Source organism: Saccharothrix sp., from assembly GCF_031180885.1.
In the GTDB taxonomy this organism is placed as follows: domain Bacteria; phylum Actinomycetota; class Actinomycetes; order Mycobacteriales; family Pseudonocardiaceae; genus Actinosynnema.
Map to the genome: position 1 here is coordinate 131,950 of NZ_JAPSLK010000004.1, position 24,527 is coordinate 156,476.

Genomic DNA, 24,527 nt, shown 5'->3' on the forward strand with positions numbered 1-24,527 from the left:
CCGTCACGCTGAGCGTCAAACCTGTCGCCTGTCGAAGGGCGGACGCGCATGACCGTTTCCGACTCACCGCAGTATCGGACTTTCCTCGACGGTCTGGCCCGCAGCGAGTCGGGACGGCTCCTCCAGGAGGAGTTGCGCCGCCGTTGGCCGGAGACGACCGACGAACTGGCTTCCATGGCGCGGTTCGCCCTGGTGCCGGCGGGGAAGCTGCTGCGCCCGCTGATGGCGCTGCACGCCGCGCAGGCCGTCGGCGGCGACCCGCTGCGCGTCACCACGGCCGTGCTGGCGCTGGAGTACGTCCACACCGCGACCCTCGTGCACGACGACATCATCGACGGCGACGACCTGCGCCGCGGGCGGCCGTCGGTGCACGCCGCCTTCGGAGTCCCGAACGCGATCGTCACCGGTGACGGCCTGATCTTCAGCGCCTTCGAGTCCCTTGTGGACGAACCGTGGCCGGCCTCGCCCGCGCGCGTGGTGGCCGCGGTCGGCGAGCTGGCCGAGGTCGGCCGCGACCTGTGCCGCGGCCAGGTGCTGGAGTCGCGCCTCGTCGGCGACCCGGAGGAGGGCGCGCGCTGGTACGAGGAGATGGTGCGCCTCAAGACCGGCGCGCTGTTCCGGGCCGCCTGCTACATCGGGGCGACGCTGGGCGGCGCGGGCGCGGACACCGGCACGATGCTGGCCTCCTACGGCGAGCACGTCGGCATCGCCTTCCAGATCCGCGACGACCTGCTGGCCTTCGTCGCCACGCCCGAGCAGACCGGCAAGCCCGGTGACAGCGACCTGCTCAACGGACGGCCCACGCTGCCGGTGCTGCTGGCCTACGAGGCGGCCGACGAGGCCGATCGGCGGGCGCTGCGGGAGGTCCTGGGCCGCCGCGCCGCCGGGGAGGGTGACGTGCAGTGGGTCCGGGACCTGGTGGCGGCCTCCGGCGCGGTGGAGAGCGCACACCGGCGGATGGTGTCGCATGTGGAGTCGGCGCTGGCCGGGCTGGCGGGGTTGTCGCCGTCGCCGCACGCGACCGCGCTGGTCGACATCGCGCGCTGGACCACGAGCGGGGCGCGGTGAGCGCACCGCCGGACGGCCGGGGGTGAGGACGTGGGCTTCGGCGCGGCGGTCCGGGCGCACGTGGAGACGTGGCGCCCTTACACGCTCTGGTACGTCGGGCTGGTCGGGGTCGGTGGCGCGGTCCTGGCCGGCGCGGCCGGGCACCCGTGGCGGCTGCTCGCGGCGTGGGCCGCGCCCACCGCGGGCTGGCTGGGCGGGCACTACCTGGGCGACTACTTCGACCGGCACCTGGACGCCATCGGCAAACCGCACCGACCGATCCCGTCGGGACGGTTGAGCCCGCGCGTCGCCCGGGCGTGCGGTGTGCTGTGCATGCTGGTGGTGGCGGCGATCGCCGTGCTGGGCGGGTGGCCGACGCTGCTGGCCGCCGCGCTCGGCGTGTTCGGGATCGTCACCTACAGCCGGTGGGCCAAGGCGCGCGGCATCGCGGGCAACCTGGTGCGCGGCGCGCTCGGCGCGATCGCCCTGGTGTACGGGGTGTGCGTGGCCGGGACGTGGCCGTCCTCGGGGATCGCCGCGGTGGTGGCGCTGGCGGCGGTGTTCTGGCTGCACGACACGATGTCCAACCTGGTCGGCACGCTGCGCGACGTGGACGGCGACCGCGCGGGCGGCTACGACACGCTGCCGGTGCGCCGCGGCACGCCCTTCGCGGTGTGGACGGTCCTCGCGCTGTACCTGGCGGTGATCGGCGCGGCGGTGGCGGGCGGGCTGCTGGCCGCGGTCGGCGACCGGACGGCGTACCTGGCGACGCTGGCCGTCGTGGCCGCGCTGGGCGCGCTCGCGCTGGCGCCCCTGGTCCGGCGGCGCGCGGACGTGCCGGTGGTCGTCGCGTTGCGGAGCCACGAAGTGCTGGTGGTCGAACGGCTCGTGCTCGCCTCGGCGACCGTCGGCCTCGGCCTGGGCGTCGGCTGGCAACTGGGGCTGGCCCTGCCGCTGGCCGCGCTGACATGGTGGACGCAGTCGGCGATGCGCAGCAAGCACGAGCTGGGCACGTCCCGGCCGGTCGAGGTCCGCTCGCGCCGCCTGATCCCGTTGGAGGACAAGACATGACAGCCGTGTCGCGGGTGGACGTCGCGAAGGCGGTGGAGCGCGGCGCGGAGGCGCTGCTGGCCCGGCAGCGCCCGGATGGCGCGTTCACCGACGACCCGCCCGCCTCCGTGCTGGGCACCGCGGGCACGATCACGGCGCTGCACGCCGCCGACCCGGTCGCCCACGCCGACCTGGTCGCGGGCGGCGCGGCGTGGCTGCGCGACCGGCAGCGCGGCGACGGCGGCTGGGGCGGGGTGGACGGCGCGCCCAGCGAGGTCGTGCCCACCGCCATCGCCACCGCCGCCTTGCGCATCGTCTCCCCGGAGCGCAGCGCGACGGCCGTGACCGCCGGGCGTGCCGCGCTGGCCGCGCTGGGCGGCGTGGACGCGGTGACCGACCGCGCGGTGGCGCTGATGTGCCGCCAGTTCCTGACCCTGGCCGGGCTGACCCCCGAGGCGGGGGCGCTGCCGCGGCTGCCGCTGGAGATCGTGCTGGCCGACAAGGTGCGGCGGAGGCTGATCTCGTTCCGCACCGCGCCGTTCGTCGGCCTGGCGCTCGGTCAGGACGGCCTGCTGCCCACCGGGCCGGTGCGCCGGTTCACCCTGCGCCTGGCCCGTCCGGCGGCGCTGCGACTGGTCCGCGCGGTGTACGAGCACGAGGGCCGCACCGGGGCGCTCAGCGAGGACCCGTGGCCGGCCGCCCTGGTGCTGCTCGGCCTGGCGCGATCCGGCGAGGCCCCCGACATCGCCGCCGCCATCGCGGCCTGGCTGCGCGCCGCGGTCCGGCCCGAGGGCGCGTGGGACGCGGTGGCCAACCTCGACCTGACCCGCACCGGCTACGCCACCACCGGCCTGGTCGCCGCCGGGTACGCCGCGGACCCCCGGCTGCGCGCGGCCCGCGACTTCCTGCACGCCGCCCGCACCACCGAGCCGTTCACCGTCCTGGACGTCCCGGCGGGCGGCTGGAGCTTCTCCACCCGGCGCGGCTGGCCGGTGACGCTGGAGTCGGCCGAGATCCTCAGCGCGCTGGCCGGACTGCCCGGCGCCGCCGAGGACGCCCACCTGCGCGGCGGGTTGGAGTGGCTGATCGGGCGGCAGGACACGCGCGGCTCGTGGAGCCTGTGGGTGCGCGACACCAAGCTCGCCAACGACGGGCCGTGCCCGGCGATCACCAGCCAGGCCGTCCAGGCCCTGCTGGACGCGGGCCGCCCCGCCGACGACCCGGCCGTGGCCTCCGCCACCGCGTGGCTGCTCACCGCGCAGAACCCGGACGGCACGTTCGAGAACCTGTGGTACCGCGACCACACGTCCGGGACCGCCGTCGTGGTCGGCGCGCTGGCGCGGGCCGGGCACGGCGGGCACGAGGTCGTGCGCAAGGCGGTGGACTGGCTGCTGCGCACCCAACTGCCCGACGGCTCGTGGGGCCCGGGGGACGGGACCGAGGGCTCGGTCGAGGAGACGTCCTGGGCGGTCCAGGCGCTGCTGGCGGCGGGAACCGGCGCGGACGCGGTGGACCGGGGCGCGGCCTGGCTGGTGGCCGTCGCCAAACCCGACGGCGGGTGGGAGCCCACGCGGGTGTGCAACTACATCCGCCACCACATGCGCTACCCCAACGGCGTGATCACGCAGGCCGTGGCGCTCAAGGCGCTGGGCGAGTACCGGGCCGCCGTCCGATGACGCTCCCGGGGACCGTCGACGTCGTGGTGTCCGGCGCGGGAGCGGCCGGGCTGGCCGCCGCGCGGGCGCTGGGCGCGACCGGCCTGCGGGTGCTGGTGCTGGACCGCAGGCGCACCCCCGCACCGACCGCCAAGGGCGAGATCCTCCAGCCCGGCGCGGTGCGCGTGCTGGACGACTGGGGCGCGCTGGACGACCTGAGGGCCGCCGACGCGCGCCCGGTGGACCGGCTGGCCATCCGCGACGGCGACGGCGCCGCGCTGCTGGCCGTCGAGTACGGCACCCTGCCCGGCCCGCACCGGCAGGTGCTGTGCGCGGCCTACGAGGACCTGTGCGCGGCGATCACCCGCTCGCTGCCCGACACCGTGGAGATCGTCCGCGGCGTGCGCGTGGACGGGGTGCTGCGCGAGGGCGGACGGGTCGCGGGCGTGGCCGTCGACGGCGGCGGGGTCCGCGCGCGGTTGGTCGTGGCGGCCGACGGCATGTCCTCGGCGCTGCGCAAGGACGCCGGGATCAGCGTCGACCGGGCCGAGTACCCGCACCGCCTGCTGGCCTTCGACGTGGCCGACGCGGACGTGCCCGGCGAGGTGACCGCCTACCGCACCGCGCGCGGCCTGCGCCTGGTCTACCCGCTGCCCGGCCGCCGCTGCCGGCTCTACGTCCAGGTCGCGCCGGACGAGTTCCGCTCCACCGGGTTGGCCGAGCTGGGCCGCTGGGTCGACGGCGTGCTCGCCGAGGTGCCCGCGCTCGCGCCGCTGGCGCCCGCGCTGGAGGCGAGCCTGCACCGCCGGCAGCTCTTCGGCGTGTCCCGGCTGCGGGCGGGACGGCTGGCCGTGCCCGGCCTGGCGCTGGTCGGCGAGGCCGCGCACGCCGTGCACCCGATGGCGGCGCAGGGCGTCAACAGCTCGCTGGCCGATGCCGAGGCGCTGGCCGGGGCGCTGGCCGCGCGGTCCACGGTGGACGAGGCGCTGGCGGCGTACGAGGCGGCCCGGCGGCCGAGCCTGGACCACATCGCGAAGGTCAGCCACAACGCCGCCCGCATGATCACCGCGCTGTCCGGCGCGCCCCGGCTGCTGGGCGCGCGGATGATGCGCCGCACCGCGGCCAACCCCCGGCTGCTCAGGCGCACCGCGGGCAACATGTCCGGCACGGACGTCCGGCCGCTGACGTTCGTCGACCGGCTCTACCAGTTGGGCGTGCTCGCCGACCGGCGTGCCCACGACCCGCGCGCGGCCGACCCGAGGGGAAGCGAGGTCCGATGACCGCCGTCGACGCCGACCGCCTGCACGACCTGTCCATGAACGAGACGCCCCACCCGCCGCTGCCCGCGCTGCGGCAGGTGGTCGCCGAGGGCGCGGGGCTGCTCAACCGCTACCCCGACCGGCTGGCCGGGGCGCTCACCGCCGGGCTGGCCCGGCACCTGGGCGTCGCCCCGGAGACGGTGCTCGTCGGACCGGGCTCGGCGGGGCTGTTGCAGCACCTGGTGCAGTCGTTCGGGCCGAAACCGGAGGTCGTGCACGCGGCGCTGTCGTTCGAGGGCTACCCCCTGATCGTCGCCAACGCGGGCGCCAAGAGCGTGCCCGTGCCGATGGACGGCTACCGGCACGACCTGCGCGCGATGGCCGACGCCGTCACCGATGCCGTCCGGTGCGTGCTGATCTGCAACCCCAACAACCCCACCGGCTCCGCGCTGGGCCGCGCCGAGCTGGCCGAGTTCCTCGGCCGCGTGCCCGCCGACGTGCCGGTGGTGATCGACGAGGCGTACCGGCACTTCGTCACCGACCCGGACTTCCCCGACGCGCTGGACCTGTACCGCGACCACCCGAACGTGTGCGTGTTGCGCACCTTCTCCAAGGCCTACGGCCTGGCCGCGCTGCGCGTGGGCTACGCGGTGCTGCCCGCGGACCGGGTGATGGCCGCGCGGATGACCGCCATGGTGTTCTTCGCCAACTCCCTGGGCCAGGCCGCCGCGCTGCGCGCCCTCGACCCGGACGTCACCGAGGAGCTGTCGCGGCGGTGCGCCGACGTGGCCGCGCAGCGCGCCCGGCTGGTCGCCGGGCTGCGCGACGCCGGGTACACCGCGCCCGACAGCCAGGCCAACTTCGTGTGGCTGCCGCTGGGTGAGGACAGCGCCGCGTTCACCGCCGACGCCAAGGCCGCGGGCATCCTGGTGGCCTGCCTGGACGGGCGGGGCGTGCGGGTCACCGTCGGCACGGCCGAGGCCAACGACCGGTTCGTGGCCTTCGCGCGCTCCCGGAGGTGAACGCCGCGCCGGGGCCCGGCGCGGCGCGCGCCCCTACCAGCCCGCCTTGATGGTGGACACGATGTGCCCGCGCTCGTCCTCGGTCAGCCACCAGCCGACCGGGATGGACACCATCCGCGCGCTCACGCTGTCCAGGCCGGGCAGCAGCGCGGCGTACTCGCGCACCGTCGTGTAGACGTCGTTGCGCTCGTGCACCTGGCTGGCCATGATGCCCGCCTCCTCCATGCGGCGCATGAACCCGTCGCGGTTGTCGACCTTGATCGTGTAGATCCAGAACGACGACTCGCGGTCGGGCGCGCGTTCGGTCAGCTCCACGCCCGGCACGTCGGCCAGCTCCGCGTCGAAGTACGCGGCGTTGCGCCGGTGCCTGGCCACGACCTCGTCCACGTGCTCCAGGTTGCCCAGGCCGATGCTGGCGTTGATGTCGTTCATGTGGAACTTGAAGCCGAACTCGGGGATGTCGTTGAGGAACGAGAACCGCGCGTTGGTCTCGCGGTCGATGCCGTACCACCGCAGCAGCCGCGCCCGGCGGGCCAACTCCTTGTCCGGCAGCACGACCAGGCCGCCGTCACCGGTGGTGAGGTGCTTGATGGCCTGGAAGCTGAACACCGAGATGTTGCCGTGGTTGCCCAGGTGCTTGCCGTCGAACGTGGCGCCCCAGGCGTGCGCGCAGTCCTCGATCACCATGGGGCGCACGCCGTGCACCTTCTCCGCCTGATCCAGCACCTCGGCCAGCCGCCGCAGGTCCACCGGGTAGCCGGCCCAGTGCACCACGATGATCGCCTTGGTCTGCGGGGTGATCTTGCGGGCCAGGTCGTCCAGGTCCATGTTGAGGTTGGCGGGGTCGACGTCCACCCAGCGCGGGCGCAGGCCGTTGGCCAGCACCGGCCAGTTGGTGGCGCTGCACGTCATCGGCGTGGTCAGCACTTCGCCGCCCTCGCCGCGCACGCCGCCGGTGACCAGGTGCAGGGCCAGGTGCAGGCCCGAGGTGGCGCTGTTGACGGTGGCGAGCTTCGGGTTGCCGATCCGGGTGGCCAGGGCGGCCTCGAACTCGTCCACCTTGGCGCCCTGCCCGATGAAGCCGCTGGTCAGGACCTTCTCGACGAGGGCCGGTACGGTACCGGACATCGCGACCTTGAACAGGGGGATCATGCGTGCTCCTTCGTCGTGCGGCCGGTTTGCGGTCAGCGCACCTCGATCCCGACCAGGCAGAGGTAGCGCAGTTCGCGGTCGTACTCGCCGACCACCACCAACCCGCCCGGCTCGGCGAGCGCGTCGGCCAGCCGCCACCACACCCCGGTGAGCGGTTGACCGGCGGGCACGCGGTCGGGGTCTTCGGGCCACACCGCGGACAGCGCCTCGCCCAGCACGAGGCGCACCCGGTCGTGACCGGCGGACAGGTCGGCGATCGTCCGGGCCGCCAGCTCCGGCACGGCCTTTGGGGCCACGTCCGGGAACTGGCGGAGGTCGGTGACGCGGTGGCCCGCGTCGTCACCGCAGAGCAGGGCGACGCCGCGGTGCTCGCGCGGCGGCGTCGCCGTCGAGTCGTAGGGCAGCCCGCCCTGCTCGACGGCCACCACCAGCGCCCGCCGCGGCGCGCGGTCGCGGACCAGGCGCAGCGCGGTGAACGGCGCGGCACTGCCCTGGTCGCACACCGCGAAGGACAGCGGCGTGCCGGGGCAGACGTGGCTGAGGTACGTGGCCGTGGCGCGGCCCGGCCACATGTCGTGGATGGAGAACGCCAGCACCAGCAGGTCCACCGGCCCGTCCGCGGCGGCGGCCACCAGCGCGGCGGCCATCTCGCCGTAGGACTGGCCGGACAGCTCCGGCGCCCGCGCCGACCCGGTCAGGTCCGCGAAGTACTCCGTCACACCGGCCCGGCGCGCGTCGTCGCCCAGGAAGACCGCCGGGCCGGGGAAGACCCGGCGCTCGGCGCGCAGCACGTGCACTACGCGGGCCGGCAGTGCGCGGCGATGAACGTGGCCAGCAGGCCCACCGTCCGCAGCTCGTCGGTGCGCATCTTCTCCACGTCGATCTGCACGCCCAGCCGCTCCTCGACCTCCAGCAGCAGCTCCAGGCCCATCGACGAGCTCAGGCCCAGCTCGTCGGCCAGGTCCATGTCCTCGGTGACCGGTCCGTCCCGCTCGGACAGCCGCGCGATCACCTCGGTCATGACCTCGACCACGCGGGGCCGCAACGCGGCGTCGACCTGGGCTTCGGGTACGGTCATGGCGGGCCTCCTGGGCGGAACGGGACTCAGTGCTGGAACACCATCGCGGAGAACGTCGCCCCGGCGCCGGCGCCGACCGCGGCCACGAGGTAGCGGTCACCCTCGCGCAGCAGCCCGCGCTCGCGCGCCGTGGCGTAGTTGGCGAACGCGTCGGAGCAGAACAGGTGGCCGTTGACCGGCACGTTGGACAGCAGCACGCGCTCCACCGGGAAGTCCATCAGCAGGCAGAGCCGTTGCCAGGTCACGACGTTGACGTTGTGGGGCAGCACCAGGGCGATGTCGTCCAGCGCCAGGCCGGCCGCGCCCACCGCGTCGCGGATCACCTCGGCCAGGAACGGCCGGTACTCGCGCTGGAAGCGCTCGGCGCTCTCCCCGAACTCGGTGTCGAACTCGCCGCGCTGGGCGCAGGAGAACGACAGCAGTCGGTCGCGCGGGCCGTGCGTGCTGACCAGGGCGGCCGACGCGCCCTCGCCGAAGATCGACGTGCCGGGCAGCAGGCGCGCGTCACGGGTGAACGCCTTCTCGCCGGTGAGGACGAGCGCGAGCGCGTCGGGGTCCGGGTCGGCCTCCAGCAGCCGTCCCGCCGACTCCAGGGCGAGCAGCCCGCCGGCGCAGCTCTGGTGGGTGACGGTGAACGCGAGCGCGTGGCCCAGCCCGGCCTCCCGGCACACCTCGTGCAGCGGGTTGGCCGGGTACGGGACCACGACGGGCATGGCCCGCCCGTAGACTACGTACCGCACCAGGTGCTCGCGCCCGCGCAGCGAGCCGAGGCCGTCGATCGCCGCGCGCAGCAGGTCGGCCAGCGACCGCTCCGGGTCGAGGCTGATCTCGCCCAGCCCGTGGAACCGCCGGAAGAGCCGGACCTGGATGTCGGTCAACCCCAGCGGTTCTGCGAGACTCTCGATGGGAACGCGGACAGCCGGCGTGTACACCGACACCGCGTCGAGCGCGGTCACGATCGGGATCACACCACGCGTTCTGGCGAACGTCAACGTGTGCCATCATCGTCCGGTGTCGAGGTTCCTGCTCGTCGTGCTGCCGCTGCAAGGCCACCTGTTCCCGATGCTCGCCATCGGCCAGGAACTCGTCCACAGTGGACACGAGGTGGTGTGGTGCGGTCCGGAGGACACGCTGCGCCCACTGGTCGGTCCGGACGCGACGGTGCACCCCACCGGGGTACGCGCCTACCGCCGTTACGCCGAGACCGGCATGGCCGGCGTCCGGGCGCTGTGGGACGGCTACCTGCTGCCGTTCACCCGGTTCATCCTCGACGCGGTGGACGACGCGGTGGTGCGCCACCGGCCCGACGTCGTGGTCGCCGAGCAGTACGCGCTGGCCGGGGGCCTGGTGGCGCACCGCCGGGGCGTGCGGTGGGCCAGCCTGTGCACCGGCCTGCTGGAACTCGCGCCGCCGCCCGAGCTGGTCGGGTTCGACGACTTCGTGGCCGACCGGGTCGCGCGGGCCGTGGAGCTGGCCGGACTGCCCGCCGACGAGCCGCTGGATCCGCGGTTCTCACCGCACCTGGTGATCGCCCTGTCCAGTCCCGGCCTCACCCCGCCCGACGCGCTGCCGCCCCGGACGGTGCTGGTCGGCTCGGCGCTGGGACGGCGGCCCAACGCCCCGCGATTCCCCTGGCACGACTGGGACGACGACCGCCGGCACGTGCTGGTCACGGTCGGCACCATCGTCGGCCACATGATCGGCGACTTCTACGAGCGCGCCACCGCGGTGCTCGCGCCGCTGTCCGACGACGTGCAGGCGGTGTTCGTCACCTCCGGGGTGGACGCGAAGTCGTTCCCCGGCAACGCCATCGCCGTCGACCTGGTGCCGATGCTGGACTTGATGCCCCGTTTGGACGCCGTGGTCTGCCACGCGGGTGGTGCGGTCAACGAGGCGTTGAGCTACGGGGTCCCGATGGTCCTCGCCCCGGTTCGGGCCGAGCAGGTGGCGCTGTCGCACCGGGTCGCGGCGGCGGGCGCGGGCATCGAGGTGTCCATCCTGGACGTGACGGTGGCCGAGCTGGACGCGGCCGTGCGCGCCGTGTTGGACGAACCGGCCTACCGGGCCGGCGCCCGCCGGATAGGCGACGAGTTCACCGCCGCGGGGGGCGCGCCCGCCGCGGCGGCGCACCTCGTCGCGCTGGCGGCTGGCGGCTGACCGCCTCCAGCCGCGAGGATGGGCGCGTGGACGGGCTGAGTGCGAAGGCGTTGCCGACCGCCGACGAGTTCGCGTGGGCGCGGCAGCGGCGGGCCGACATCAGGGCCGCGGGCGGCATCCTGGACCTGGTGCTGCCGCTGCGCGAGGGCGGTGCGGGCGCGCCGCTGTTCTGCCTGCCGCCGCTGGTCGGCGCGAGCTGGTGCTACCTGGCCCTGCTGCCGCACCTGGACGCGGCGCACCCGGTGTACGGGCTGCAGTCGCGCGGGCTGCGGAGACCCGAACCGCTGCCGGTGGACCTGGCCGAGATCGCCCGCGACTGGGCCGACCTGATCCGCGCCACCCACCCCGGCCCCCACCACCTGTTCGGCTGGTCGCTGGGCGCGAACACCGCGCACGCCGTGGCCGAGGAGTTGCAGCGGCGGGGCGACGAGGTGGCGCTGCTGGTCGTCGGCGACGCCACGCCCGACCTGCCGCACGGCCTGGGCGTCGGCGACGACGACCTGTGGCTGCTGTGCGACTTCGTGCTGCGCGAGTTCGGCTACCAGCCGGTGGTCGAGCCGGACGACCCCGACCCGGTGGGCCGCCTGCTCCAGGTGGTGCGCGCACGCCCGGGACTGGGCCTGTCGGAGTGGCCCGACCGGCGGTTGCGGGCGCTGCCCCGCGTCATCCGCCACACCATCGCGGTGGCGCAACAGCACCGACCCGGCCTGGTGCGCTGCCCGGTGCTGTTCCTGTCGGCCACCCGGTCGCAGCGGAGCACCGAAGCGAAGGTCGCGTCATGGGAGGGCCACCTCGACGGTCCGGTGGAGGTGGTCGAAGTGGACTGCGAGCACGAGCACATGCTGTTGCCGCGCCCGGTGGCGGTGATCGGCGCCGCCATCGGCGCGCGGATGACCCCGCGCGGTGGTGCGCCGACGCGTCCGAAAGCGTGATTGTCGTTGCGCCGCAGCTAACTTAGCCTCAGCGGATGAGCACCCGCCCAACGCTGTCGGCGCGCGACCCCGTCGCGCCGGACCGGGCCGCCGCCGGCGAGCGGCGGGACCTGGTCATCGAGGCGAGCGGTTTGCGCAAGACCTATCGCAAGCGCGGGCGCAAGGCCGAGGCCGTGGAAGCGGTGCGGGGTGTGGGCTTCGCGGTGCGCGCGGGCGAGATCTTCGGGTTCCTCGGGCCCAACGGCGCGGGCAAGTCGACCACGCTGCGGATGCTGGCCACCCTGGTCCGCCCGGACGGCGGCAGCGCCCGCATCGGCGGCGTGGACCTGGTGCGCTCGCCCGCGCGCGTCCGCGACGTGATCGGGTACGTCGCGCAGTCCAGCGGCACCTACGACGACGCCTCGGCGCGGCAGGAACTCGTTGCCCAGGCCCGGATGCACGGCCGGGGCAAGGCCGAGGCCGAACGGCTGGCCGCCGCCGCGATCACGACCTTCGACCTGGCGGAGTTCGCCGACCGCCGCGTCCGCACCTACTCCGGCGGGCAGCGCCGGCGGCTGGACTTCGCGCTGGGCGTGATCCACCGGCCGTCGGTGATGTTCCTGGACGAGCCCACCGCGGGCCTGGACCCGCCCAGCCGGGCGCGCATGTGGCGCGAGGTGCGGCGGTTGCGCGACAACGGCATGACCATCTTCCTCACCACGCACTACCTCGACGAGGCGGACTCGTTGTGCGACCGCGTCTCCATCATCGACCGGGGCCTGATCGTCGCCGAGGGCACGCCCTCCGACCTCAAGCGGGAGATCTCCGGTGACGTCGTCACGGTCGGCCTGGCGGCCGCCGACGAGGCGGGCCGGCCCGACGCCGAGAAGCTGCGCCGCGCCGCCGCCGCGCTGACTCCGCTGCACCACGTGCGCGGCGTGGAGGCGGTCGACACGACCCTGCGCCTGTACGTGGACGGCGCGGCCACCGCCGTCCCGTTGATCATGGCCGCGTTGCTGCGCGCCGGGGTCGAGCCGAGCGCCATCGAGTCCCGCAGGCCCAGCCTGGACGACGTGTTCCTGGCCAAGACCGGCCGCACCTTGGACGACTGAAGGGGCCGACGGCGGTGAAAGTGCTCCGGGACACCTGGCTGATCTTCACCTTCGAGACCAGGATCATGGCGCGAAACCCCACCGTGGTCGCGCTGACGCTGGCCCAGCCGATCACGTTCCTGGTGCTGTTCGCGCCCTTCCTCAAGGTCGCGATGGCGGGCCGGGGCGTGGAGAGCTACGGCGACGCCTACGCCGTCTACGTGCCCGGCCTGTTCGTCGCGATGGGCCTGCTCGGCGGCCTGTACGCGGGCTACGGCCTGCTCAGCGCGTTGCGCGCGGGCATCATCGACCGCTGCCGGGTCACCCCGGTCAGCCGCACCGGCCTGCTGCTGGGCCGGGCGCTGATGCACGTGGCGCTGCTGGAGTTCCAGGCGACGGTGATCACCGTCGCGGCCCTGCCGTTCGGGCTGCGGGTGAACCCGCTGGACCTGGTGGTGTCCTACGCCCTGCTGTCGTTGGTGATCCTGCTCAGCATCTCCATCTCCTACGCCATCGCCCTGCTGGTGCGCAACGAGAACAGCCTGGGCGTGCTGATCAACACCGTCGGCCAGCCCGTGTCGCTGCTCGCCGGCGTGCTCATCCCGCTGACCCTGGCGCCGCTGTGGGTGCAGAACGTGGCGCTGTGGAACCCGTTCGCCTGGGCGACCGACGCCCTGCGCGCCCTGTTCACCGGCCACTTCACCGCGCCCGCGGTCTGGCAGGGCGGCGTCGTCATGCTCGCCGCCTGCGGCCTGGCCGTCGGCTGGTCCATCCGCCTGTTCAACCGGGAGGTCTCGTGAGTTCTGCCCAGCTGCGGACCGCGCTCGCGCGGGACATGCGCGTGGGCGCGGGCAACGTGCCGCTGATGCTCGTCGAGCACGGCGCGGACCTCGACGTGCCGCGCGTGAGCTTCGACGTGGACGTGGACGGCATCCCGGCGTGGACGCCGCTGTCGCTGCGCCAGTTGACCGAACGGGTCGCCGCGCGCGCCGAGTGGTTCGCCCGCCGCGGGATCGGGCGGCGCGACCCGATGGCGCTGTTCGTCACCTCGGCGGCGGACGTGTTGCTCAACTTCTTCGCCCTCAACCGGCTCGGCGCGATCCCGGCGCTGATGAACCCGAACATGCCGATCGACGTGGCGGCGGAGTTCATCCGCAAGCTGGGCGGCGTCGGCGTCGTCGTGGACGACGACCACGCGGCGCTGCGCGAGCACGACCTGGGCGTGCCGATCCTCGGCGACGCGGCGGAGATCGGCACGGGCGACCCGCGCCGGGCGCCCGAGCACTACCGCCACCACGGCGACGACCCGGTGGCCATCACGCACTCCTCGGGCACCACCCGCATGCCCACGGCGGTCGTCCACTCGCACCACAGCCTGTTCGCCGCCGTCCGCGCGGTGCGGCTCACCGAAGCCCGCCCGCACGGCCGGGTGCGCGAGCTGAGCGCGCTGCCCGCCGCCCACGCCGCCGGGATCATCGTGCTCAACCAGGCGCTGTGCAACGGCTACGAGATCCTGTGCCTGTCCAACCAGGGCGGCCCGTTCGAGCGCAGCGGTGAGGTCGTCCTCGACGCGATCGAGCGCTGGCGGCCCACGGGCGTCTACGGCTTCGCCGTGACGTGGTCGGAACTGGCCCGCTTCGACCTGTCCACCCGCGACCTGTCCTCGGTGCGCAACTGGTCGAGCACCGGCGACTGCGCGCACGAGGCGCACGTGCGGCGCCTGGTCGCGGTGGGCAGCCACCCGACGTGGACGCGCGAGGGCGTCGTCGACGTGCCCGGGTCGAAGTTCGTCGACACGCTGGGCTCCACCGAGATGGGGCACGGCGCGTTCGCCATCGCCCACCGCCCCGGCAGCGACCGCTACGACCGCTGTGTGGGAAAGCCGTACCCGTTCGCCGAAGTGGCGCTGCTGGACGTGACGACGGGGGAAGAGGTGCCGGTCGGGCAGGTCGGGCAGTGCGGCCTCAAGTCGCCGACGCTGGCCCTGGGCTACTGGAACGACTCCGCGGCCACCTACCGGACCCGCCTCAACGGCTACTACCTCACCGGTGACCTCATGTACCGCGACGAGGACGGCTACTACTACCACGTCGACCGGGTGAGCGACGCGGTCGACCTGGGCGGGGGGAACTGGATCTACACCGCCCTCACCGAGGAGCGCATCCTGGCCCGCAGCCCCGGGGTCCGCGACTGCACGGTCCTGGCGGCCAGGCAGCCGGACGGCTCGGTGGTGACCGACGTGCTGCTGATCCTGCGCGACGACGCCGACCCGGACGCCGACCACGAGGACGTCGTGCGCGGCGCGCTGGGGGAGGCGGGGGCCCGTACGCTGCGACGCGTGGAGGCCGTCTCCGACGACGGCGTCACCTTCGGCCCGACCGGCAAGGTGCGCAAGTTCCTGATGCGGCAGCGAATCCTGGCGGACGCGACGGGCGGGAGGTAGCGAGTGCGGTACCCGCTCTCGTTCGCGCAGCGACGTTCCCGGTCGCTGGACGGGCCCGCGGCGGTGGTGCGGCGCGCCCGCCGGCTCGACGGCCCGGTGGACCCCGATGTCCTGCGCCGGGCGGTGGACGCCGCGGTCGTCCGGCACGCCGCCCTCCGCACGTCGGTCGTCACGGTCGACGGCGAGCCGGAGCAGGTCGTGGCGGACACCGCCGAACTGCCCGTCGCGCACGAGGAGTCGGCCGAGCCGTTCGACCCGGCCACGCCGCCGCTGGTGCGCGTCGCGCTGGTCGGGCCGCCGGAACAGCCGTCGCTGGTCGTGTCCGCGCACCGGGTCGTCGCCGACGGTCCGGCGCTGGACCTCCTGCTGGACGAGTTGTCCGCGGCGTGCGGAGGCGGAGAGCTGCCTGAACTCTGGATGGACTACGGCGACTACGCCGTGTGGCAGCGCGAACGCCTGGCGGGGGAGGAGTTGGAGCGGCAACTGGCGCCCTGGCGCGAACCGCTGCGCGGCGCCCCCGCCGGCCTTTCCCTGCCCGCCGATCCGCCGTCCACCCCGTCCTGGGGTGACGTCACGGCCGAAGCCCCCGGCGACCCGGCCGCCGCGCTCGCCGCGTACGCGGTCGTGTTGTCCCGCTACGCCCGGCAGTGCGACCTGGTGATCGCCCTGCCCGTCAGCGGGCGCATCCGGCCGGAGCTGGAGCGGATCGTGGGGCCGTTCGCCGACATCGTGCCGCTGCGGGTGTGCGTCACCGGCACGTTCGCCGAACTGCGCGCGCGAGTGCGGGATTCCGCCGCGGAAGCGCTGTCGCACGGCGAACTGCCGTTCGACAAGCTCGCCGCCGAACTCGGTATCGCCCGTCCCGTGGTCGGCTTCTCCACCACGGGCCAGGAGTGCGCCGAATTCCAGGTGAACGCGGGGGAGGACGGCACCCTCACGTTGGCCTACCGCGCGGACGTGTACGAAACGCCGTTCGCTGAACGGTTTTTGCGATCGGTCGTGGCGGTGCTCGAACACGCCGGACAGCACCCGCACACTCCGGTCGTGGACCTTCCGCTGCCGCCGGCACCAGAGGCCGTCGCCGTGACCGTGCCGGGCCTGGATGTGGTGCGTGCCCTCCGCGAGTCGGAAGCCTCCATCACCGACCGCACCGGCACCGTGACCGTGTCCGAGGTGTGTCGACGCGCCGCCGTGCTGGCCCGTGCGATCGCCGAGCGGGACACCGATCACCGGGTCGGTGTGTGCGTCCGGCGCGGTGCGGGACTGCTCGTGGCCGTGCTGGGCACGTGGTGGGCGGGCCGGACGGCTGTGCTGCTGGACCCGGACTTCCCGTTGCCCGGCCTGGAGAAGCGCGTCCGGAACTGCGGGCTCAAGCTGGTCGTGGCCGACGAGGAGCGCGACGCGATCGGTGACGCGACCGTGATCACTTCTGCGGATGGCGAACCCATCGACCCCGTGGAGCCGAATCCGGTCGCCTACGTCGTCGATGGTCGTGACGTCACGCATCGTGCGGTGGCCGACGTGCTCGCGGTGCTCCGCCGTGATCTCCCGCTGGGCGCGGGAGATCGTTTCGCCGCGGTCGGCACCGCCGCCGACGTCGCCCTGATGGAATTGCTGCTGCCCCTGGTGTGCGGCGCGGACGTGGTGGTCACCGATGGCAAGGACCTGAACGGGATCACCGCCCTGCACGCGTCGGCGCACACGTGGCGGCACCTGCCGACCGTGCCGGACAGCGTGCGACTGCGGCTGTGCACGGGCCTCACACCGGATCTCGCCGAAGCGCTCGACACCCCGGGAGCGGAGCTGTGGCACGTCCACGGCGACGCGGAGTCGGCGCTGTGGCCGGTGGCCGGGCGCTGGCCCGCGACGAACCGTTCCAGGGCCAGAATCCTGGACGAGCGCGGTGTGCCCGTGCCGATCGGCGCCATCGGCGAAGTGCACGTCGGCGATCACGCGACCGGCGACCTGGCGCGGTGGCGGGAGGACGGACGCCTCGACCTCGTCGGGCGCACCGACGACAAGGTGGAGGTCCGAGGCACGTGGGTGGACCCCGGTGAGATCGCGGCGGAACTGCGAACCCACCGGGCCGTGCGGGACGCCGTCGTGATCGGTGCGCCGAAGGACGGCGAGACGGCGTTGGTCGCGTACGTGGTGTCCGACGAGAGCGGCGAAGCCCTGCGGCAGCACCTGCGCGCCACGCTGCCGGAGCGGATGGTCCCCGAGCTGTTCGTGGCGATGGACGAGCTGTCCGACACCCTGCCCGAGCCCGACTGGGGGCAGCCCCGGGACGACGTCGAGCGGACGATGGCGCGGATCTGGGCGGACCTGCTGCGCACCACCGACCGGATCGCCGTGCACGACAACCTGTTCCGGCGCGGCGCGGGGTCGTTGACGGTCATGCGGTTCGCCGCGAAGGTCGCCGAGGCGTACGGCGTGAACCTGCCGCTGCACCGGATCTTCGCCACGCCCACCATCGCCGCGCTCGCGGCCATCGTCACCGCGGAGCGGCGACCCGAACCCGACGACGGGTTGGCCGGGCTGTCCGACACCGAGCTGGACGACCTGCTGCGCTCGGTGCTCGCCGCGCGCGACCGCCGCCGCACCGCGCGCGGGGAGGCGACGTGAGCACCGTGGCGACCGCCGACCTGGCCACCGCGGAGCTGTTCGGCGGTCTGGAAGATCCCGCGGCCAACTCGATGAATTTCCTCAACGAGATCGCCGGGCGATATCCCGAAGCCATTTCCCTGGCCGCCGGGAGGCCCACCGAGGAGTTCTTCGACCTGGCCGACGTGCCGCGATATCTGCGATTGTTCGGCGAGCACCTGGAACGCGAACGGGGACTCACGCCGGCACAGGTGCGGCGCACCGTATTGCAGTACGGGCGCACCAAGGGGATCATTCACGAACTGGTCGCCGAGAACCTGTGGCGCGACGAGGGAACCGTTGTCGACCCGGAGTCGGTCGTCGTCACGGCGGGGTGCCAGGAGGCGATGTTCCTCGTCGCCCGCGCCTTCCGCGCCGACGACCGGGACGTGCTGCTCGCGGTGTCCCCGACCTACGTCGGGCTGACCGGCGCGGCGCGGCTGGCCGACCTGCCGGTGCGGCCGGTGGCGACCTCGGCGGCCGGCGTCGACCTGGACGACCTGGTGGCCGTGATCCGCCGCGAACGCGCCGCCGGACGCCGTCCGCGCGCGTGCTACGTGATGCCGGACTTCGCCAACCCGTCCGGCCTGAGCATGGACCTGGAGACCCGGCGGGCGCTGCTGGAGGTGGCGTGCGAGGAGGACGTCCTGCTGGTCGAGGACAACCCGTACGGGCTGTTCCACGGCGGTGCGCGGGTGCCGACGCTCAAGGCGCTGGACGAGCACCGCAGGGTGGTCTACCTGGGGTCGTTCGCCAAGGCGGTGCTGCCCGGGGCGCGCGTCGGGTACGTGGTGGCCGACCAGCGGGTGGCCTCGGCGTCCGGCGCGGTGGGACTGCTCGCCGACGAGCTGTCCAAGATCAAGAGCATGGTCACGGTGAACACCTCGCCCATCGCGCAGGCCGTGATCGGCGGCGCGCTGGTCGAGCACGGCGGGAGCCTTCTCGACGCCACCGCGCGTCAGCGCGAGCTGTACGCGGGCAACCTGCGCCGCGTCCTGGACGGCCTGGCGGCGCGGTTCCCCGACGACGGCGAAGTCACCTGGACCGCGCCCGCGGGAGGATTCTTCGTGGTGGTGGAGGTTCCCTTTCCGGTGGACGACGCGCTGCTGGAACGGTCCGCCCGCGACTACGGGCTGTTGTGGACGCCCATGGGTCATTTCTACGACGGCGCGCCGCCCGTGCGCGCGCTGCGGCTTTCGTTCAGCGCGGTTTCCCCGGCGTCGATCGACACCGGGCTGGACCGGCTGGCGGCATTGATCGACGACCGCCGCGACCGATTGGCCGATGGTGCCCCGGGCGAGCGGTGACGTACGCTCCACCAGGTTCATTTCCTTGCCGCGTATCAGTTCGGCATTCGTTCACCGCAGGCGCGATCGGGCGGGGGTGTTCGTGACACGTCATCTCGCGGAGGCCGGTTCCGCTCCGGTGGCGGGCCCCGAGTGGGTGGACGAGGTCCTGCTGCGCGGCCCGGACGCCCAGGTGTGCCTGCACGTCGACGGCCCGGTGAACCGCGCCGCGCTGCGCCGCATGGTCGCCGAGCGCCGCGCTCGGCTGGAAGCGGCGGGGCTGCGCGCGGGCGGCTCGCTGGTGCTGCGCCTGCCGCCGTCCCTGGCGTTCGTGGCGAACCTGTTGGCGGGCTGGCGGATCGGCGCGCAGGTCGCGCTGCTGGACCACCGGCTCACGCCGTTCGAGGTCGGTGCCGCGCTGGACCGGCTGGCGCCGCAGGTCGTGGTCGCGCCCGGCGCGGTGCGCGGCAACCCGTTGCGCGCCTTCGCCGACGTCGAGGAGACCACCACCCCGCACCCCGGCCGCCCCGCCGCCACACCGCACGCGGTGATCCAGCTCAGCTCCGGCTCCACCGGACCGTCCAAGGTGATCGGACGCACCGCGGCGGACCTGATCGCCGAGGTCGACCGCTACACGCGCATCGACGGTGTGCCGCTGCCCGGCGAGCGGATCGTCGTGCTGGCCTCGATGGTGCACGTGCTGGGCCTGGTCGGCGCGCTGCTCTACGGGCTGCACGCGGGCGTGCAGGTCAGGCCGCCGGAACGGCTCACCGGCGACAGCGTCCTGGACGCCGTGGCGGCCGAGACCAGCCCGGCGACGGTGCTCGGCGTCCCGTTCCACATCGGACTGCTCGCCTCGGTCGCCGAACCGCCGCGCCTGCCCCAGTTGAAGCGGATGACCACCGGCGGCGAGCTGGTGCCCGCCGCGACGGCCACCGCGTTCCTGGACAAGTACGGCGTGCCGCTGGGCAACATGTGGGGCATGACCGAGGTCGGCGTCATCGCCACCGACCTGTTCGGCGCGCACCGCCCCGCGCTGACCCCGGCCCCCGGCCTCGCGGTCGTCGAGCGGGCCGGCGAACTTCTGGTGAGCAGGCCGGAATCGCCCTACGTCGGCCTGTCCGACCCGACCCGCTGGTCCGACGGGTGGCTGCACACCCGGGACGCGGGCGTCGTCGACCCGGACACCGGCCTGGTCACCATCAAGGGACGGCTGGACTCGCAGGTCTCGGTGGGCGGGCTCAAGGTCGACCTGACCGAGGTCGAGGCGACGCTGACCGCGCTGCCGGGCGTCGAAGCCGCCGTCGTGCTGCACGACGAGGCGATCACCGGCTACGTGCAGCTCGCGCCGGGCGTGTCGGTCGACGCCGTCCGCGCCGGTCTCGCCGAGCGGCTGGCCGGCTACAAGCGACCGCGGCAGTTGCACGTGTTGGCGGCGATGCCGCGCACCACCACGGGAAAACTCGTGCGCGACCGGTCGGTGCTCCGCCAGGCCCCGCGACAAGGAAGGTGATCTGATGAGGACACCAGACCACCCCGCCGCGGATCGGGGAGCCCGCGCGAGCGGGCCGGCGCCGGGCCGCGACGAGATCGTGGCGATGCTCGCCGGCCTCGACGGCAGGTCGGTGCGGGACGTCTCCGAGAGCATCGAGTCGATGGAACTGGCCTGGCTGCTGCACCAGGTCGAGCAGCGCTACGGGGTGCGCGTGGAGCTGGACGAGGACCAGTACGGTCGGATGACCACCATCGATGACGCGGTCGACGTGCTGCGGGAAGCGATCGGGGCGGCTTGATGCGGATCTCCGGCATCGACCACATCGAACTGTACGTAGGCGACGCCAAGCAGGCGGCGTTCTACCTGTGCACCGCGTTCGGGTTCCAGGTGCGCGGCCAGGGCGGGCCCGAGACGGGCCTGGGCGGGCAGCGCTCGCTGCTGCTGCGCCAGGGCGACATCCAGGTGGTGCTGACCTCCGGGCTGCACGCCGAGCACCCGGCCACCGAGTACGTGCGCCGCCACGGCGACGGCGTGGCCGTCGTCGGCATCGGCGTGGACGACACGGCGGCGGCGTACCGGCTGCTGGTCGAGCGCGGCGCGCGACCCCTGTCACCGCCGAAGGTCTACGGCGAGGGCGAGCAGCGGGTCGTCGTCGCGGAGGTCTCCGGCTTCTCCGACGTGACCCACCGGCTGGTGGAGCGGCACGGCGCGCGGCGCGAGTTCCTGCCCGGCGCGCTGGTCGTCGACGAGCCCGACCCGTACAGCGACAGCAAGCTGCTGCGCGCCATCGACCACCTCGCGATCTGCGTGCCCGCCGGGCGGCTGGGCCCGACCGCGCGCTACTACGTCGACGTGTTCGGCTTCGAGCAGATCTTCGAGGACTACGTGGAGATCGGCGGGCAGGGCATGGACTCCAAGGTGGTGCAGAGCCCGTCCGGGCAGGTGACGTTCACGCTGATCGAACCCGACCCGGACCGCACCCCCGGCCAGATCGACGACTTCCTGTCCTGGCACGCGGGCGCGGGCGTCCAGCACGTCGCGTTCAGCACCGACGACATCGTGCGCGCGGTCGGCACGCTGTCCGAGCACGGCGTCCGCTTCCTGGGCACGCCCGGCGCCTACTACGACTCGCTGGAGGATCGCGTCGGCCACCTGGACGCGCCGCTGGACGAGCTGCGCCGCCTGGGCGTGCTGGTCGACCGCGACCACTGGGGCCAGCTGCTGCAGATCTTCACCGAGTCCGTGCACGTCCGCCGCACGCTGTTCCTGGAGATCATCGAACGCCGCGGCGCGCTGACCTTCGGCAGCGGCAACATCCGCGCCCTGTACGAGGCCAAGCGGGCGGAACTGTCCGGCACCACCGCTGGGGAGGACGAGTGATCGAGGTGAACGCGCTCGCGCTGACCGAGCGGGAACGGGAGCTGCTCCCGACCGACGACGAGGTCCGCTTCTTCGCCGAGCACGGCTGGTACCTGTCCAGGAAGCTGCTGTCCGACGACGAGGTGGACGAGCTGACCGCCGCGGTGGACCGCTACTACGAGGGCGAGCGCAGCCGCCGCCTGCCCTCCCGCCCGCCGCGCCTGGCCTACTGGGAGCCCGCGCACGGCGACGTGCAGCGGCACAACGACTACGTGCACTACGAGAGCGACGGCATCGCCAAGGCGCTGCTCAAGCCGATCATCGGCGCGGTGGCCGCGCGGCTGGCCGAGGCGTCGGAGATCCGGGTGTTCCAGTCGACCCTGATCTACAAGCCGCCGATCGCCGACGAGCCGTCCAACGTCGTGCCGTGGCACTTCGACAAGCACTACTGGTCGTCGTCGTCCTCCGACCGGATGCTGACCGCGTTCATCCCGCTCCACGACTGCGACGAGGAGCTGGGCACCATCACCATGGTGGACGGCAGCCACCGCTGGGAGGAGGTCGGGTTCGACGACAGCACCACCCGCCACTTCGCCGACCGCGACCCGAACCACCTGGAAGACCTGCTGTCCGCCAACGCCGCCCACAACGGCGTGCCGGTGTCCAAGATCCCGATGATCATCCCCAAGGGGCACATGAGCTTCCACCACTGCCGCACCTACCACGGCAGCGGCGCCAACCGGTCGACCCGGCCGCGCCAGGCGATCTCGCTGCACCTCCAGGACGGCGACAACGCCTTCCGCGACTTCCGGCTCTCCGACGGCACCTCGGCGTTCTACAACCACGACTCGCTGGTGCGCCGCACGCCCGACGGCAGGCCGGACTACGCGGACCCGGAGTTCTGCCCGCTGCTGTGGCGTTCCTGAGCGCGGCGGCGCACGCCGACCTGTACCGGGTGGTCCGGTTGATCCGCCGGTTCGAGGAACGGGCGGTCGAGCTGGTCCGCGCGGGCGACATCGTCGGCGGCATCCACCCCTACACCGGGCAGGAGGCCGTCGCCGCCGGGGCGTGCGCGGCGCTGCGGGCCGACGACGTGATCACCAGCACCCACCGCGGGCACGGGCACGTGCTGGCCAAGGGCGCCGACCCGAAGCGGGTGCTGGCCGAGCTGGCGGGCCGCGCCACCGGGCTCAACCGGGGGCGCGGCGGGTCCATGCACGCCGCGGACTTCCGGCTGGGCATCCTCGGCGCGAACGCCATCGTCGGCGCGAACGCCCCGATCACCGCGGGCGCGGCGTGGGCGGCCAAGCGGGCGGGCGACGGCCGGGTGGCGGTGAGCTTCTTCGGCGACGGCGCGGTCAACCAGGGCGTGCTGCTGGAGTCGCTGAACCTGGCCGCGCTGTGGCGGTTGCCGGTGCTGTTCGTGTGCGAGAACAACGGCTACGCCACGACGTTGGCCGTGGCGGACGCGGTCGCGGGCACGATCACCGGGCGGGGCGAGGCGTTCGGCATCCCGTCGGCGACGGTCGACGGCATGGACCCCGTGGCCGTGCTGGACGCCGCGCGCACCGCCGTCGACCGCGCCCGGTCCGGCGGCGGGCCGTCGTTGATCGAGTGCGTGACCTACCGGTTCGACGCGCACCACACGTGGGAACACCGTGCGCGGGTGCGGTATCGCCCTGACGACGAAGTGCTCAAAGGACGATCGCGGGACCCGTTGGACGTTCAGGGCTCTCGATTGTCCGATGCGGACCGCGAGCGGGTCGACGCCGAAGTCGAGTCCGTTGTGGACGAGGCGGTGGCGTTCGCGCTGAGCAGCCCGCACCCCGACCCGGAGGGCGCCTTGGACGACCTGTACGCCACCGGACTGCGCGGTCGACCCGGGGATGGCCGCTGATGCCGTGGCTGTCCTACCGCAAGGCCCTCAACCGGGCGCTGGGCGACGAGCTGGCCCGTGACCCGGCGGTGTTCGTGCTGGGCGAGGACGTCCGGGTCGCGGTGTCCAACGTGACCGCCGGGCTGCTCGGCCGGTTCGGGCCCGAGCGCGTGGTCGACACGCCCCTGTCCGAGCAGGCGTTCACCGGGTTCGCCACCGGGGCGGCGCTGGCCGGGATGCGGCCGGTCGTCGAGTTCCAGATCCCGGCGCTGCTGTTCCTGGCGTTCGAGCAGATCGTCAACCAGGCGCACAAGTTCTCGCTGATGACCGGCGGCCAGACCGCCGTGCCGGTGACCTACCTGGTGCCCGGCTCCGGGTCGCGCGCCGGCTGGGCCGGGCAGCACTCCGACCACCCCTACGGCCTGTTCGCGCACGCCGGTGTGAAGACCGTCGTGCCCGCGACGCCCGAGGACGCCTACGGGCTGGTGGTGTCCGCGATCCGCGACGACGACCCGGTGGTGGTGTTCGCCCCGGCCGGGGCGCTGGACGTGCGGGCGGACGTCGACTTCGCCACGCTGGCCCCGGTGGCCCTGGGCGCGGGGCGGGTGCACCGCCAAGGCTCGGACGTCACGGTCGTCGCCATCGGCCACCTGGTGCACGACGCGCTGGCGGTCGCCGACGAACTGGCCGGGGAGGCGTCCGTGGAGGTGTTCGACCCGCGCACCGTGTACCCGTTCGACTGGGACGGGCTGGCCGACTCCGTGCGACGCACCGGGCGGCTGGTCGTGGTGGACGACGCCAACCGCACGTGCGGCGTCGCCGCCGAGGTGCTGGCCACCGCCGCCGAGCGGTTCGACCTCACCGCCCCGCCCGCGCGGGTGACCCGGCCGGACGGCGCGGTGGTGCCGTTCGCGCCCGCGCTCGACCGGGCCGTGCAGCCCGACCGCGACCAGCTCGCGACCGCGATCCGCAAGGTGCTCCAGGACTGACCGAGGGAGGCCGC

22 protein-coding genes are annotated in these 24,527 nt (G+C 73.8%); 18 read left to right on the forward strand and 4 right to left on the reverse strand.

Features of this window, described 5'->3' with window-relative positions:
- The first annotated feature begins 48 nt into the window (after positions 1–48).
- The 5 genes from RIN75_RS08880 to RIN75_RS08900 are packed head-to-tail and all read left to right on the forward strand — an operon-like array spanning position 49 to position 6,033.
- Positions 49–1,068, forward strand: a complete 1,020-nt coding sequence (locus tag RIN75_RS08880; RefSeq protein ID WP_309111330.1) for a polyprenyl synthetase family protein — start codon at positions 49–51, stop codon at positions 1,066–1,068.
- Between the two features lie 30 nt (positions 1,069–1,098).
- Positions 1,099–2,118: a UbiA family prenyltransferase gene (locus tag RIN75_RS08885; RefSeq protein ID WP_309111331.1), complete on the forward strand. Its 1,020-nt coding sequence runs from the start codon at positions 1,099–1,101 to the stop codon at positions 2,116–2,118.
- Positions 2,115–3,773, forward strand: a complete 1,659-nt coding sequence (locus RIN75_RS08890) for a prenyltransferase/squalene oxidase repeat-containing protein (RefSeq protein WP_309111332.1) — start codon at positions 2,115–2,117, stop codon at positions 3,771–3,773. The genes RIN75_RS08885 and RIN75_RS08890 overlap by 4 nt, the downstream gene beginning before the upstream one ends.
- Positions 3,770–5,032: an NAD(P)/FAD-dependent oxidoreductase gene (locus RIN75_RS08895; RefSeq protein WP_309111333.1), complete on the forward strand. Its 1,263-nt coding sequence runs from the start codon at positions 3,770–3,772 to the stop codon at positions 5,030–5,032. The genes RIN75_RS08890 and RIN75_RS08895 overlap by 4 nt, the downstream gene beginning before the upstream one ends.
- Positions 5,029–6,033, forward strand: a complete 1,005-nt coding sequence (locus RIN75_RS08900) for a histidinol-phosphate transaminase (protein ID WP_309111334.1) — start codon at positions 5,029–5,031, stop codon at positions 6,031–6,033. The genes RIN75_RS08895 and RIN75_RS08900 overlap by 4 nt, the downstream gene beginning before the upstream one ends.
- A 33-nt stretch (positions 6,034–6,066) precedes the next feature.
- Here RIN75_RS08900 and RIN75_RS08905 read toward each other — a convergent pair whose 3' ends face one another.
- The 4 genes from RIN75_RS08905 to RIN75_RS08920 are packed head-to-tail and all read right to left on the reverse strand — an operon-like array spanning position 6,067 to position 9,231.
- Positions 6,067–7,185, reverse strand: coding sequence for a DegT/DnrJ/EryC1/StrS family aminotransferase (locus RIN75_RS08905; protein ID WP_309111335.1), 1,119 nt, complete (start codon positions 7,183–7,185; stop codon positions 6,067–6,069).
- Between the two features lie 32 nt (positions 7,186–7,217).
- Positions 7,218–7,976 (reverse strand): hypothetical protein, encoded by a 759-nt coding sequence (locus RIN75_RS08910; protein ID WP_309111336.1) that lies wholly within the window; start codon positions 7,974–7,976, stop codon positions 7,218–7,220.
- A 5-nt stretch (positions 7,977–7,981) separates the two neighbouring features.
- The gene (locus RIN75_RS08915; RefSeq protein ID WP_309111337.1) at positions 7,982–8,263 is read right to left on the reverse strand and encodes a phosphopantetheine-binding protein; all 282 of its coding nucleotides are present in this window, start codon (positions 8,261–8,263) and stop codon (positions 7,982–7,984) included.
- Between the two features lie 26 nt (positions 8,264–8,289).
- On the reverse strand, positions 8,290–9,231 hold the full coding sequence (locus RIN75_RS08920) for a 3-oxoacyl-[acyl-carrier-protein] synthase III C-terminal domain-containing protein (protein ID WP_309111338.1): 942 nt from the start codon (positions 9,229–9,231) through the stop codon (positions 8,290–8,292).
- A 43-nt stretch (positions 9,232–9,274) separates the two neighbouring features.
- Between RIN75_RS08920 and RIN75_RS08925 the strand changes: the two genes are divergently transcribed.
- The 13 genes from RIN75_RS08925 (at position 9,275) to RIN75_RS08985 (ending at position 24,513) form a co-directional block, all read left to right on the forward strand.
- Positions 9,275–10,420, forward strand: a complete 1,146-nt coding sequence (locus RIN75_RS08925) for a glycosyltransferase (RefSeq protein ID WP_309111339.1) — start codon at positions 9,275–9,277, stop codon at positions 10,418–10,420.
- Between the two features lie 26 nt (positions 10,421–10,446).
- Positions 10,447–11,352, forward strand: a complete 906-nt coding sequence (locus RIN75_RS08930; protein WP_309111340.1) for a thioesterase domain-containing protein — start codon at positions 10,447–10,449, stop codon at positions 11,350–11,352.
- A 35-nt stretch (positions 11,353–11,387) separates the two neighbouring features.
- Positions 11,388–12,443 carry an ATP-binding cassette domain-containing protein gene (locus RIN75_RS08935; RefSeq protein ID WP_309111341.1) on the forward strand — a complete coding sequence of 352 codons (1,056 nt, stop codon included), beginning with the start codon at positions 11,388–11,390 and terminating at the stop codon, positions 12,441–12,443.
- Positions 12,444–12,457: 14 nt separating this feature from the next.
- A complete protein-coding gene (locus tag RIN75_RS08940; RefSeq protein ID WP_309111342.1) occupies positions 12,458–13,222 on the forward strand; it encodes an ABC transporter permease in 765 nt (254 codons plus the stop codon).
- Positions 13,219–14,865, forward strand: a complete 1,647-nt coding sequence (locus RIN75_RS08945) for a class I adenylate-forming enzyme family protein (RefSeq protein ID WP_309111343.1) — start codon at positions 13,219–13,221, stop codon at positions 14,863–14,865. Before RIN75_RS08940 ends, RIN75_RS08945 begins: the two co-directional genes overlap by 4 nt.
- A gap of 3 nt (positions 14,866–14,868) precedes the next feature.
- On the forward strand, positions 14,869–17,490 hold the full coding sequence (locus tag RIN75_RS08950) for a condensation domain-containing protein (protein ID WP_309111344.1): 2,622 nt from the start codon (positions 14,869–14,871) through the stop codon (positions 17,488–17,490).
- Positions 17,487–18,815 carry a PLP-dependent aminotransferase family protein gene (locus RIN75_RS08955; RefSeq protein ID WP_309111345.1) on the forward strand — a complete coding sequence of 443 codons (1,329 nt, stop codon included), beginning with the start codon at positions 17,487–17,489 and terminating at the stop codon, positions 18,813–18,815. The genes RIN75_RS08950 and RIN75_RS08955 overlap by 4 nt, the downstream gene beginning before the upstream one ends.
- A gap of 82 nt (positions 18,816–18,897) precedes the next feature.
- On the forward strand, positions 18,898–20,307 hold the full coding sequence (locus tag RIN75_RS08960; RefSeq protein WP_309111346.1) for an AMP-binding protein: 1,410 nt from the start codon (positions 18,898–18,900) through the stop codon (positions 20,305–20,307).
- A gap of 4 nt (positions 20,308–20,311) precedes the next feature.
- Entirely contained in the window at positions 20,312–20,587 is a 276-nt protein-coding gene (locus RIN75_RS08965; RefSeq protein WP_309111347.1) for a hypothetical protein, read from the forward strand.
- Positions 20,587–21,669 (forward strand): 4-hydroxyphenylpyruvate dioxygenase, encoded by a 1,083-nt coding sequence (hppD, locus tag RIN75_RS08970; protein WP_309111348.1) that lies wholly within the window; start codon positions 20,587–20,589, stop codon positions 21,667–21,669. The genes RIN75_RS08965 and hppD overlap by 1 nt, the downstream gene beginning before the upstream one ends.
- Complete coding sequence (locus RIN75_RS08975) at positions 21,666–22,574, forward strand: phytanoyl-CoA dioxygenase family protein (RefSeq protein ID WP_309111349.1); 909 nt, start codon at positions 21,666–21,668, stop codon at positions 22,572–22,574. Before hppD ends, RIN75_RS08975 begins: the two co-directional genes overlap by 4 nt.
- On the forward strand, positions 22,562–23,545 hold the full coding sequence (locus tag RIN75_RS08980) for a thiamine pyrophosphate-dependent dehydrogenase E1 component subunit alpha (RefSeq protein ID WP_309111350.1): 984 nt from the start codon (positions 22,562–22,564) through the stop codon (positions 23,543–23,545). The genes RIN75_RS08975 and RIN75_RS08980 overlap by 13 nt, the downstream gene beginning before the upstream one ends.
- Positions 23,545–24,513: a transketolase C-terminal domain-containing protein gene (locus tag RIN75_RS08985; RefSeq protein WP_309111351.1), complete on the forward strand. Its 969-nt coding sequence runs from the start codon at positions 23,545–23,547 to the stop codon at positions 24,511–24,513. The genes RIN75_RS08980 and RIN75_RS08985 overlap by 1 nt, the downstream gene beginning before the upstream one ends.
- Positions 24,514–24,527 lie beyond the last annotated feature (14 nt).

Bases quoted from the DNA above. Each gene is read 5' to 3' on its own strand.
- RIN75_RS08880 (WP_309111330.1), top strand. From the start codon at position 49: ATGACCGTTTCCGACTCACCGCAGTATCGGACTTTCCTCGACGGTCTG.
- RIN75_RS08890 (WP_309111332.1), top strand. From the start codon at position 2,115: ATGACAGCCGTGTCGCGGGTGGACGTCGCGAAGGCGGTGGAGCGCGGC.
- RIN75_RS08895 (WP_309111333.1), top strand. From the start codon at position 3,770: ATGACGCTCCCGGGGACCGTCGACGTCGTGGTGTCCGGCGCGGGAGCG.
- RIN75_RS08900 (WP_309111334.1), top strand. From the start codon at position 5,029: ATGACCGCCGTCGACGCCGACCGCCTGCACGACCTGTCCATGAACGAG.
- RIN75_RS08905 (WP_309111335.1), bottom strand. From the start codon at position 7,185: ATGATCCCCCTGTTCAAGGTCGCGATGTCCGGTACCGTACCGGCCCTC.
- RIN75_RS08915 (WP_309111337.1), bottom strand. From the start codon at position 8,263: ATGACCGTACCCGAAGCCCAGGTCGACGCCGCGTTGCGGCCCCGCGTG.
- RIN75_RS08935 (WP_309111341.1), top strand. From the start codon at position 11,388: ATGAGCACCCGCCCAACGCTGTCGGCGCGCGACCCCGTCGCGCCGGAC.
- RIN75_RS08965 (WP_309111347.1), top strand. From the start codon at position 20,312: ATGAGGACACCAGACCACCCCGCCGCGGATCGGGGAGCCCGCGCGAGC.
- hppD (WP_309111348.1), top strand. From the start codon at position 20,587: ATGCGGATCTCCGGCATCGACCACATCGAACTGTACGTAGGCGACGCC.
- RIN75_RS08985 (WP_309111351.1), top strand. From the start codon at position 23,545: ATGCCGTGGCTGTCCTACCGCAAGGCCCTCAACCGGGCGCTGGGCGAC.